14 protein-coding genes are annotated in these 11,754 nt (G+C 35.4%); 5 read left to right on the top strand and 9 right to left on the bottom strand.

The window, feature by feature from the left end; translation table 11 throughout:
• The 4 genes from FUA48_RS09685 (at position 1) to FUA48_RS09670 (ending at position 5,648) form a co-directional block, all read left to right on the top strand.
• Complete coding sequence (locus tag FUA48_RS09685) at positions 1-1,476, top strand: RagB/SusD family nutrient uptake outer membrane protein (protein ID WP_147583347.1); 1,476 nt, start codon at positions 1-3, stop codon at positions 1,474-1,476.
• Positions 1,477-1,554: 78 nt separating this feature from the next.
• A complete protein-coding gene (locus tag FUA48_RS09680; protein WP_147583346.1) occupies positions 1,555-2,613 on the top strand; it encodes a glycoside hydrolase family 130 protein in 1,059 nt (352 codons plus the stop codon).
• On the top strand, positions 2,613-3,911 hold the full coding sequence (locus FUA48_RS09675) for an MFS transporter (RefSeq protein WP_147583345.1): 1,299 nt from the start codon (positions 2,613-2,615) through the stop codon (positions 3,909-3,911). The genes FUA48_RS09680 and FUA48_RS09675 overlap by 1 nt, the downstream gene beginning before the upstream one ends.
• A 126-nt stretch (positions 3,912-4,037) precedes the next feature.
• On the top strand, positions 4,038-5,648 hold the full coding sequence (locus tag FUA48_RS09670) for a hypothetical protein (protein WP_240732439.1): 1,611 nt from the start codon (positions 4,038-4,040) through the stop codon (positions 5,646-5,648).
• 80 nt (positions 5,649-5,728) lie between these two features.
• On the opposite strand, the gene FUA48_RS09665 is transcribed toward FUA48_RS09670, so the two are convergent.
• The 3 genes from FUA48_RS09665 to FUA48_RS09655 form a co-directional block, all read right to left on the bottom strand.
• Positions 5,729-6,394, bottom strand: coding sequence for an IS6 family transposase (locus FUA48_RS09665; protein WP_147583343.1), 666 nt, complete (start codon positions 6,392-6,394; stop codon positions 5,729-5,731).
• 129 nt (positions 6,395-6,523) lie between these two features.
• A complete protein-coding gene (locus tag FUA48_RS09660; RefSeq protein WP_147583342.1) occupies positions 6,524-6,931 on the bottom strand; it encodes a DUF6896 domain-containing protein in 408 nt (135 codons plus the stop codon).
• Position 6,932: 1 nt separating this feature from the next.
• Positions 6,933-7,634, bottom strand: a complete 702-nt coding sequence (locus FUA48_RS09655; RefSeq protein WP_147583341.1) for a hypothetical protein — start codon at positions 7,632-7,634, stop codon at positions 6,933-6,935.
• A 28-nt stretch (positions 7,635-7,662) separates the two neighbouring features.
• Here FUA48_RS09655 and FUA48_RS09650 point away from each other — a divergent pair, with 28 nt between their 5' ends.
• Positions 7,663-7,920, top strand: coding sequence for an ATP-binding protein (locus tag FUA48_RS09650; RefSeq protein WP_240732438.1), 258 nt, complete (start codon positions 7,663-7,665; stop codon positions 7,918-7,920).
• A gap of 470 nt (positions 7,921-8,390) precedes the next feature.
• Here the strand turns inward: FUA48_RS09650 and FUA48_RS09645 are convergent, their stop codons facing one another.
• From FUA48_RS09645 to FUA48_RS09620, 6 genes are all read right to left on the bottom strand, one after another.
• Positions 8,391-9,065 (bottom strand): hypothetical protein, encoded by a 675-nt coding sequence (locus FUA48_RS09645; RefSeq protein ID WP_147583339.1) that lies wholly within the window; start codon positions 9,063-9,065, stop codon positions 8,391-8,393.
• 48 nt (positions 9,066-9,113) lie between these two features.
• Complete coding sequence (locus FUA48_RS09640) at positions 9,114-9,647, bottom strand: hypothetical protein (protein ID WP_147583338.1); 534 nt, start codon at positions 9,645-9,647, stop codon at positions 9,114-9,116.
• Between the two features lie 193 nt (positions 9,648-9,840).
• Positions 9,841-10,134, bottom strand: coding sequence for a hypothetical protein (locus tag FUA48_RS09635; protein WP_147583337.1), 294 nt, complete (start codon positions 10,132-10,134; stop codon positions 9,841-9,843).
• A gap of 55 nt (positions 10,135-10,189) precedes the next feature.
• Positions 10,190-10,564: an RHS repeat-associated core domain-containing protein gene (locus tag FUA48_RS09630; RefSeq protein WP_240732586.1), complete on the bottom strand. Its 375-nt coding sequence runs from the start codon at positions 10,562-10,564 to the stop codon at positions 10,190-10,192.
• A gap of 40 nt (positions 10,565-10,604) precedes the next feature.
• Positions 10,605-11,144 carry a DinB family protein gene (locus FUA48_RS09625; protein WP_147583336.1) on the bottom strand — a complete coding sequence of 180 codons (540 nt, stop codon included), beginning with the start codon at positions 11,142-11,144 and terminating at the stop codon, positions 10,605-10,607.
• A 56-nt stretch (positions 11,145-11,200) separates the two neighbouring features.
• Complete coding sequence (locus FUA48_RS09620; RefSeq protein WP_147583335.1) at positions 11,201-11,737, bottom strand: Crp/Fnr family transcriptional regulator; 537 nt, start codon at positions 11,735-11,737, stop codon at positions 11,201-11,203.
• Between the last annotated feature and the right edge of the window lie 17 nt (positions 11,738-11,754).

Genomic DNA, 11,754 nt, shown 5'->3' with positions numbered 1-11,754 from the left:
ATGAAAAATTATATAAAAATAGGACTATTTATAAGTATCATCTCACTTACTGCCTGTGACGACGAACTTACTCAGGACCCAATAGGTCTCACTACCCAGGAACAGGCAAACACCACTCCTACTATAGCTACTATAGAAACAGCAGTAAAGTCTTCTTACGACCTGCTTTCTAACAGGCTTAATATTTTAGGAGAATGGGATTGGGCAGGAGGACTTGTGTTCCAAAACGACTATATTCTTCAGGACATCGCATCTGATGACATGAAAAAGAAATGGGTTACAGACGGAGACCAACCCTGGATAGATGATATTGACAATTTTACTTTTACCTCAACTAACGGAGGGCCTAACGGACTTTGGAAGTACAATTACGAAGGTATTAAAAGGCTGAACATTGCTATAGAACTACTTACAAACCCTGATATAGAATCTATTACAGGCATTACAACAGCCAGAAAAAATCAATTGTTAGGTGAAGCTTATTTCCTTAGATCTTACTATTACTTTTCGCTGGTAAGTAATTTTGGTGATGTTCCGTTAATTTTAAGGCCGGTAAAAACGTATCAGGAAGCGTTTGAAGTTGCTGTAAGGGTAGACAAAAATGAGGTTTGGGATAACATAAAAGCTGAGCTTGTTTTATCGAAAGATTTACTTCCTAACGCTAAATACTCTTCTGACACCGAAAAATGGAGGGTTCCTAAAGGTGCGGCGATAGCATTACTTGCCAAAGCTCAATTATACACGCAAAACTGGGCTGAAGTTCCGGCATTGGTAGACCAGCTGCCAGCATTAGGATACAGCCTTAACGCAAACTATTTTGACAGTTTTACCAGTGAATATGATGACAATGAGGTTATATTTTCATTTGATCATCAAACTAACGCAACACCAAGAAGAGGTAACGGTATCTGTGCTCCGCTTGGCTGGGGGTTCTTTGCTCCATCTGAAGATTTTTTAAACGCTTTTGAACCGAACGATCCTCGAAAACTTTACACCGTAGATGTTGACAACCAAAATGTAAACAAGATGCTGGGAAGCCTTGACGGAACCAATAAAGGAAACGATGATGCACCTAACAACAAAGTTTACATACGTTATGCAGATGCCTTGCTTTGGAAAGCAGAAGCGCTTAATGAAACAGGAGATCATGCAGGTGCTATAGCTATTATTAATCAGATTAGGGAAAGAGCCAGAACCACTGTAGATGCAAACGGTGAGGTTCCTCCTGCCGGCACATTGCCTGACAGGCCCGCCTCTACCGATATGGCAACCGTAAAAAACTGGCTTATTTCTGAAAGACGTGTTGAACTTGGTTTTGAAAACCAAAGAATGCTGGACCTTAAGCGTTGGGGGATTGCACAGGAAGTAATGCAGGCTCATGGTAAGAATTTCCAGCCAAGACACACGCTTTATCCTATTCCGCAATCAGAAATAGATGCCTCAGCAGGAACTTTAACACAAAACGAGGGTTATTAAAATACTTGTTGGGTTAGTACTCGGGAGCTGCCCATACAGCCCCGGGTTAACCCAATTAATTACCACAATAATTATAAAATGAAAGACATAGCAAAACGTTTTGCACAAAACCCATTATTATCTCCCACAGATTTAACTCCCAGCACTGAAGGTCTGGAAATTACCTGCCTTCTTAATCCTGGTGCCTTTAAGTTTCAGGAAAAAACCTGGCTTATTGTGAGAGTAGCCGAAAGGCCTAAACAAAAAGAGGGTATTATCTCCTTCCCTATCCTTACTGAAACAGGAGATATAACAATCATAGAAATAGAAAAAAACGACCCGGAACTTATTGCAACAGATGCAAGGGTTATCAACTATAAGGGAACAGATTACCTTACTACACTATCTCACCTGAGGTTAGTATGCAGTGATGACGGTATAAATTTTTACGAACCGGAAGATTACCCTAAACTGGTAGGCGAAGGTATATTAGAAACTTTTGGTATAGAGGACTGCAGGGTAGCACAGATTGAAGGGAAATATTATCTTACGTTTACTTCTGTTTCCGATAATGGTGTGGGTGTAGGTTTAAGAACTACCGAAAACTGGAAAAACTTTGAAAAACACGGAATGATATTTCCTGCCCATAATAAGGACTGTGCCATTTTTGAAGAAAAAATAAACGGACTTTATTACGCCCTTCACAGGCCAAGCAGCGTAGATATAGGCGGTAATTATATATGGATTGCCTCATCACCAGACAGTATTCACTGGGGAAATCATAAATGCATAGCCAAAACCCGTAAAGAACAATGGGATAGCAAACGCATAGGTGCAGGAGCTACCCCTATAAAAACTGAAAAGGGCTGGCTGGAAATTTATCATGGGGCAAACGATAAACATCAATATTGCCTAGGTGCATTATTACTGGATTTCAATGCCCCTTCAAAAGTACTTGCCCGAACGGAAGACCCAATAATGATTCCGACTGCCAGTTATGAACTGACCGGCTTTTTTGGAAATGTTGTATTTACTAATGGCCATATATTAAAAGATGATAATGATACCGTAACGGTTTATTATGGCGCATCTGATGAGTTTGTATGTGCAGCAGATTTTTCTATTAAAGAAATTCTTTCACTTTTAAAATATAACTAATGCTTAAAAAACTTATAACAGAGGTTAATCATTTTAAAAGACAATCGCATAATTTCCGCATACTGGTGCTTACCAACTTGGTCTACGCCCTTGTATTGCCGGTTATAGACATATTTGTGGCAGCTTACATAATGAGAAATTCTAACGATACCTCAAAGGTTGTAATATATCAGCTGGCCATATACACAGGCATCCCTATAACATTTCTTATTAATGGTTTTTTATTAAAACACGTTAATATTAAAAAACTCTATTCTATAGGAATGATGTTAAGTGGTGTCTCCATGATAATTATGATGTCACTTAAAACACTTAATCTTATGGGTATTGGAGTGGCAGGTATTACTATGGGGTTATCTTTTGGATTATATTGGTCTAATCGCGATTATCTTGCTGTATCTACCACAAATGATAACAACCGGAACTATTACTATGGTCTGGAAACATTTTTTTATACCATTATTGCAATTGTAGTACCGGCAGCTATCGGCTGGTTTATACAATCTAAAAACGGAGAAGAAGAAAAACATGGTGCTTATGTTATAATCACCGCAATTGTATTTGTAATTACTATGGCCGCATCTATGGTTTGTTACAGGGGCAGATTTGAAAACCCTATTCAAAAAAAATATATCTTCTTTAAATTTCATCCGTTATGGTATAAACTGCTTTCACTGGCAATGTTTAAAGGTTTGGCGCAGGGATTTTTGGTCACGGCACCGGCTATGCTTATATTCAAGATTCTTGGTGAAGAAGGTGCTCTTGGAAATGCACTTTCCATAGGTGCTGTACTTGCCGCAATAATCATTTACTTTATAGGACGATTCTCTAAACCGGCAGACAGGATTAAAATTTTCGCAGTAGGGCTTATATTGTTTGCTTTGGGGGCATGCCTTAATGGCGCTGTCTTTAACGAGACCGGGGTTATTATTTTCCTTCTTTTACTGCTTATAGCAAAACCTTTAATGGATTTAGCCTATTTCCCTATTCAACTAAGGGTTATAGATATTGTTTCCAAAATAGAAAAAAGAGGAGAGTTTGTGTATATACTTAACCATGAAGCAGGTCTATATGCAGGAAGATTACTGGGAGCTGCTACATTCCTGGTTTTATATTACACATTATCAGAAGATTTTGCTTTAAGATATGCTATAGGAATAATTGCACTTTTACAATTATGTTCGATATTTATTGGTAAAAAAATAATTGCACAGGGTGATAAAATAGCTCCGGAAAAAGAAGAAGGAGCTGTTGATACACCTAAAATATTGGAAGAAACAGCCTCAAATTTAGTTTAAGCCTTAATACACCTACAAATGAATACATTTTTCAAAACCTTAGTACCATGTCTATTATTATCTGCCTGTGCTGTACAGCCACGAGTTGAACAAAAGCCTATAGAGAGGGTTAATAAAATGGCTGATATGCCGCACCCCTTCGAAATAATTGACTATAACAAGATGGCACATGATTTTAATACTGTTGTATTTGATTTTGATGCAACAGGAGAATTTTGGCCATTAGTATGGATAGACAAATCTCATAAAAACTATCCACAGGATGTGGTAGGACTATATACTGCAATAGGTGACGTTAGGCAGGGGCCTGATAATAACGAAGGTATGTTTCATGAGGCACTGGCAAACATGGGAGCCACACTTGGCGCTACCCTGGTGGGCATTGATAAAACCAACGACAGGGGAATTGATTATGTAGCAATGCTGAAAAATTACTTTAACAGCGAAACAGGATGGGATATAATGATGAATAACACCTGCCCGGAAGTTGCCCTTTTAGGGGGCGGCTATGGACGTGACTGGTGGTATGACGTATACCCTAACCTATTGTTCTATGCTATATATGAAAGATACCCTAATGAACCCGGGCTTGAAGAAATTGCACGAAAAATTGCCGATAAGTTTTATGAAGCCGATGTTATACTAAAAGGCGATTACAACTATTCTTATTTTGATTATGGAAAAATGGTTCCTATGAAAAATAATATTTGTATTCAGCCCGATGCAGCAGCTGGTCATGCATGGGTTCTATATGCTGCCTATAAAAATTTTGGTGATAAAAAATATCTTGACGGAGCTTTGTCTGCCCTGTCAGCTTTACAATCACAGTCTCAAAACCCTACTTATGAACTACTAATGCCTTTTGGAGCTTATCTTTCTGCAAGAATAAATGCCGAACTGGGTAAAGATTATGATGTAGACAAAATACTGGATTGGAGTTTTGACGGTACTGCCATCTGTCGCGAAGGATGGGGTGTTTTGGCAGACAAGTGGAATGGTTTTGATATTTCTGGCACAGTAGGCAGCACAGTAGATCATGGAGGCTATGGCTTTTTAATGAATACGTATGATGCTGCATGGCCTTTAGTGCCTTTGGTAAGATATGATCAGTCTTATGCAGGTGCTATTGGTAAATGGATGCTTAATGCTGCTAACGCTTCAAAATTATTTTACCCGCAATATATGCCTGATGAGCACGAAACTATTCCGCAACTGGCTAATGCCGGAAAAGGAGTTATTGCTTATGAAGGAATTATAAAACAATCTAACCTCCCTGAATACCAAGATGTAAAAGCTCCGGTTGCACAAGGTGACGGACCATTATGGGTTGCGGGTAAAAATCCTCCACAATCACAATTAAGTGTGTATGGTAGTGGCCATGTAGGCATATTTGGAAGTATCATCCAAAAAACGGATGTTGAGGGTATATTACAACTGGATTTACTGGCAACTGACTTCTTTCATGACAAAGCTTACCCTACTTATCTTTACTATAACCCTCATGAAGAAAGTAAGGCCATAACGGTAAAAACTTCTAAAGGGCAAACTATAGATTTATACAATACTGTTTCCGGGACTTTTATTGCAAAGAATGTTTCAGACTCAACTAAAATCAAAATCAGTTCTAAAGAACCTGCAATTATAGTAATGGTCCCTTCAAAAGGAGAAATTACTTACTCAGGAACAGAAATGAAAGTAAATAATGTGGTTGTTGATTATCATGTCCAGGAAAAATAATTTCAGTAAAAAAACTGAAATTAAATATCGGTTCTGTCGCATCTGTTTGTTAAAATCCAAGAAATTCGAGTACTATAACTTTATGCTGCCAGTTTACAGAATGATTTGAACATAGTTGTCCCAGGATTAATCATCTGATTCTTTCTCAACATATGTATAACTTCTATTCCACTCAATGTTCTCTTAGCTGATTCAAAACTTTTAAAGCCTAAGCTGTTTTGTATTCTCCATTTTATAAAACGATGATCTTGCTCTACAATATTATTAAGATATTTACATTGACGGATTTTAATTTTAGAGAACGAACGTTTATTATAAACCTTGATAGCCCCAGTATTGGAAACACTTTTATCTATATTGATGACTCTTGGTTTACAATTATTAGTAATCGCTTTGATTAAAAAAGATTGGGCACTCATCCTCTGCCTTTTTCTGGTCAATAGAAAATCAACTGTATTGCCTGATTTGTCAACTGCCTTGTACAGATAAAACCAAACACCTTTCACTTTAATATATGTTTCATCCATTCTCCAACTCGTCCCAACGAAAAGTTTTCTCTTTTTCATTTGCAACTCAATAAATGGTGTAAACTTATACACCCAGCGCTGAATCGTAGCATGGTCAACCTGAATGCCGCGAATCTTCATTATCTCTTCAACATCGCGGTAGCTCAGAGTAAACCTAAGCTTAAAATATACGCCCTGAAGAATTATAGATTTCGGATAGCAATGACCTTTGATATTCATGAAATAAAGATTTTAAAGACCAAAGGTAAAACATATGTGTAGATGCGACAGAACCCAAGATACACTAATTGGCAAGAAAACTTCCAGCTAAACTTGCATTAGTTTATTTACACATTGTCTACTAAACTCTTAGATGTTTCTATTATAAATATAAATATTAATAGGATTACCATCAATATCATCCCACTCCAAAATTCCTTCATCTATTAGTTTCTCCAATTCATTCCGGATATAATCAGAAGTGTAGCCAGATTTTTTAAGAGCACTGGAGGAGTTAACATATTCTGAAAAAGACCATAGTGAAAACTTAATACCAGGTTTATTAACCGGTACAATATTGTACTCACAAATGATATCATCTTTTTTTACAGTACATCCTGCTCCATGATAATGGTATTCGAACTCACCAATTTTTCCCTTTCTTGGAACTAAAGTACCTGCCTTGGAGTATGGATTAACATCTAGTCCGTATTCGGACATAAGCAACTTTTCAAATGTTTCTATAAAATCATAATAATTGTCTAATATCTTTTTCATTTTAATGCATTCCGTTTAATATTTCCATTACTTTATCGCCATATCTTTCCATTGCCTTCTCAAGACTTAGGATAGTTGCATCAATAGTTGCATTGACATTTTTAGCGGCCTGGATGCGATGATGTCCATTCAGTATAAAATGCTCTCCTTTGTGCATGAACGTTTCGATAGGCTCCGCAATCTCATGAATTCTTCCATTCTCAATCATTTTTTCAAATTTAGAAATTTTTCCCAATGATTGGGCACCTACTTCTGTACTCCTCAAAGCCAGCAAGGATTTACCTGCCAACTGAACAAAAGTTGTTTTAGCAACATTTGTATATTTTCCTATCGGAATAGCTGAGGCAATCTTCCAGCTAGCTGAAGTTCCGCTTAATGAATTTCCATACCTGTCTTCCCCCGTAATATGACCTTGAATTCCGTCCCATGCCAACGCTATCGGATTCCACTGATCAGTTTCGTAAACTATTCTGGAAATCCAGTCGCCAACACTGCCGCTACCATCACCACCGTATTTTTGTCCCGTTGATGTAAAGCCAGTATTCTGCCAACCTGAACCATAATTAGCTTTAAACCCGCTCCACCAACTACTTTGGCCAGATCCGTTTATACCGGAAAAATCAGGTGTTTTAATAGTTGTTTTGTATAAATCGGGGCCATTTCCACCTAAGCCTAAAACTAACCAACTCGAGCAGGTATTCATCAATTTACTTACCAAAAGTATGTATGCCTTGGAGAACAGCGAAAACAAAGTAATAAACCTTACAGCCGAGGTAAGGCAGGAACGCACTTTTATTACCATATCGGACACCGGAATGGGTGTTGATAAGGAAATCGAGGACAAGATATTTCTTCCCTTTTTTACCACCCGAAAAGACGGGGCAAGCATAGGTCTAACCCTTTCAAAAAACATTATAGATGCTCATGGAGGACATCTGCAATACAAAAGTAGTTCTGAAGGAAGTTCCTTTAGTATCTGCCTTGTATAATTTTAAAAGTAAATTAGCTCAAAAACTAAATAACACAAAAGCAGTTTGACCTCAAATTATTATCATTTTTTAATCTTTGCAAAAATTAGCGAAAACGATACTTAGTAAACTAACATTCTATATTTGCAGCCTAAAAAGATTCCTTTTAATAAAAGGTAAAAGATATTTTTATAATTTTACATTATCAGTAGCGTTCTTTGCTCAATTAGGTGCAAAATCGTGGCAATTCACTTTTGAAAATTAAAAACATCAATAAATATCAAGGTTTGCGAGCCTAGGTTAGATTCCCGGCGATTCCACAAAAAAGGGACAACTCTAAGCTATTAAAGAGTTGTCCTTTTTATTTTATGTAAATCTTTATTTATCAGCAACATAAGAACTAAAAATTGGTTAACTCTAGGAGTTCAACATTTTTGTTCTAAAAATTTAAAAGCGAAATTTTAGCAAAATGATTTCTTGTTTTTTAAAACTTAATCATTATTATAACTAAGTTGAGAAAATTGTTTTAACTGATAAGTCTCTTCTTTTCCTTCTCTAAAAAAAACAGTAATACTGTCTTCATATAACTGAGATTTACTTACCATTAAATCAGAAAAATCTTCAGGCAACTTTTTAAAAAGTAGCTTATCTTTCATAATATCATAGAAAAAAATATTATTGTCATCCTTGAAAACATAACCATCAATGTTAGCAGAAACATCACGTTCTGTTTCAAAATTATTTTCCTTGATTTTTCTATCCTCATCCATACTGCAAGCTATTAAAGACCTATAACTAAATCCTGAACCACGACATAACATTATACAACCCTGCCTGTATAAAAATTTAGGAATCATTCCGTTAGGAGTTTGGCAATTCATATATAAATTAAGTGTATCCACATCTGCACCCATTTTTATTGCTACTCCGTACTTATCACTATCTATCGAAATAAATTTGGCGTAGTCACCATTTTTAAAAACAGTATCTCTTGCATCAGTACAGCTTAAAAATTGTTCTTTACTTAAATTTATTTTTTCCTGAGCTTGAACTTTAACATTAGGATACTGTAATAAGGAATCTTTACAGCTTAATAACATCAATAATGCTAATAAAGCAGACATTTTACAAAAACTGCTTATTTGCTCTTTTTTAAACTTATTCATATTTTTCCATTACTTTGAAACCCCCGTTAAATAAGCGGTTTTTTAGCATTACAAACGTATTCTTTTAAAACGTCTAGGAAATAGAGTATCAATACTTTCCTCCTCCTGTTTATTTATTTTCCTGACCCAATCATTAAAATAATACTCAACTTCAATAATACTATCATTAACCATTCTTACTCTTCCAAATGGCTCATCAATCTGAGGGTTATCAATATTGTTAAAGGTCTTTCTTAGCCCTCTTTCATAGCTACAATCTTCATTTAAAGACCAGCAGAAGACTATTTCATTGTTAATAATTTTTGAGGGAAACCAGTAACTGCATGAAGGGGTAAATTCATAGACAACTTTATTCGGTTTGAAAGTTAGTAACCAGAAACTACCTTCATCAGTCCATCCGTCAAGAACAGATTCATTTTCAATACTATCAATAGATGTAATCTTATTCTCTCTTAATAGCTTTGTTATATGTAGTATAGTATCGGCAGTTACCGTTTTATCCTCTTTATCCTTTTGGCCTTTACTGCCACAACTGATAAAAAATAATGAAATAATGCTTAAAAATAATATTTTGCTTTCCATATCTACAATTTTAAACTTCCTACGGGGCTAGCCAAAGGCGAGTTACCCATTAGTTCATTAGCTCGGTTAGAATTAAATATTTGAATAGCTTGAGTTCTTGTAATACCTTGTTCTTTTCCTCCTGGTAGAGAAGTCCAAGTACCATTTAATTTAATAAAAGCACTCATAATATTACCAGAATTGATATCAGATATTACACCTGAAGCTCTTGGATTATCAGAATTTTGCCATCTGATAAGTTGTAAAACTCCTTTATCTTGATTGCCTCCTGAAAAATCCGACAAACTAAGTTTGGCTGCAACTTTATCCCATGAAGATTCAAGAAATTGGTACGCACCAGCAGCAGTGCTTGTTGTGGATGATCCGCAAATTTCTCTTTATTCGAAATCTTCCCATCTTTATTAGAATCTTTACCCTTGAAAGTTCCTACTCCAAATAGAGAATCATAACCGAGCAAGCCATTACCATGATTTTCAGCATTTCTCAAAGTTGCTAAAATGCTCTTACATTTAGTTCATCGATAGTTATATCGACCTCTTTAATTATACTTCCGGACTCCCTGTTCCATCAATTAACATTTCAGAAAAATCTTTACTATAAGAATTACTCGAAAAGGTATACATTAAATACACCTTTTTATCATCAATACCATCACTACCTATTTTCTCTCCTCTTAAATTAAATATGTCGCCATCTAACATTCCCGAAGAATCTATCCTGGATATAGGATTATTTGAACAATAATGATAAGACGATTTACCTGGTTGAGATTCTGCTAATGGATCAACCGATGTAAAGATACTCCATTTTGGGTCATAGTACCTTGCGGGGTAGTAATAGTTTCCGGTTTCCTCGTCAAACTCTTTACCGTTAAATTTAAAGGGCGAATTGTTGGAGTTGGTATGTTCCTCGACCAGTGTCTCCCCAAAAAACCAACTAAATTTTTGTTCCCTAAAATCAAGTATTCAGAACATTTTTCGCCTGTATCACATGTCTTAAATTATGATATATAACTACCCTGAATGTATCTCCTAATCTCAATTTTATAAATCTTGATATGGATATAGAAGTTTTTACCTTTGTTAAATCTGTATCGGCAGAAGTTTCCAGAAGTTTCAAAATCTGCTGCTGTTGATATATGAATTTATCTAGAACACTCTTATCCAGTGATGAATTTATTGGATTCATGGAACTGAATGTTTTCATTTTATTCAGTTTTTCTTTTGGTAACAAAATCTTAGCAAAGTAGTCTCCCAGCAAACCTGTTTTGAAATTATCTGACTTTTTATGTTTTGATTTTTCAATTCGGCTTCTGATTTCAGGGATGTAAAAATCTCCGTATCTGTTTAAATGTTCAATACATTCTAATACGCTCCAGCTGTTGTTATTCTGTTTACGGCTTAATTCATCTATTGACAACTCTTTGAATGCCTGAATTTCATTTATGTTTTTGTATGTCAGTTCTACCAGCTCCCTAATTAGATCTTCTGTTTTCATAAAATTTATTTGAATACAAATATCAATTTTAAAAAAAACTAAAACATTGATTAAAATCAAGACTTTTTCAGTCTGGAAAGTGTCTCTGGTGACATCCTTAAATAAGAAGCAATGTATTTATTAGGGATTTCCTGAAATAACTGAGGGCTCCTTTGAAAAACTCTTTTATACCTCTCTTTTGGTGAATTAATAAGTATATCTTTCTCCCTGTCTAATTGCTGCAATATAAGTTGTTGCAAAATAGCATCCCAAAGCTTAATCAAATCATTACTTTGATTTATTAAGGTAAAATAATTCTGCTTCGACAAAACTTTTAATTCCGTTTTTTTAAGAGCCTGTATATAAAAGTCTGACGGCTTCTCAGTAATGAAACTATCCAAAGCCATTATGAAATTATTTTTGTATCCAAAACGAATAATATGTTCAGTACTATTATCAATTATTGATATTTTAAGACTTCCGGAAACAATATAAAAAAGGTTTGTTTCAACAGTTCCTCCAATCTTAAGGTATTCATTTCTTTTTAGTGAAATATTTTTATCCCAAGAATTTTGCCTTTCGATTTCGCTATATAGTTTATTTACAAAATCCATCCTATTCTTTTGAAATA

Origin of the sequence: Flavobacterium alkalisoli (assembly GCF_008000935.1) — a bacterium.
Classification (GTDB): domain Bacteria; phylum Bacteroidota; class Bacteroidia; order Flavobacteriales; family Flavobacteriaceae; genus Flavobacterium; species Flavobacterium alkalisoli.
The sequence above is the reverse complement of the archived record's forward strand: the minus strand, read 5'-3'. Positions and strand labels throughout refer to the sequence as shown.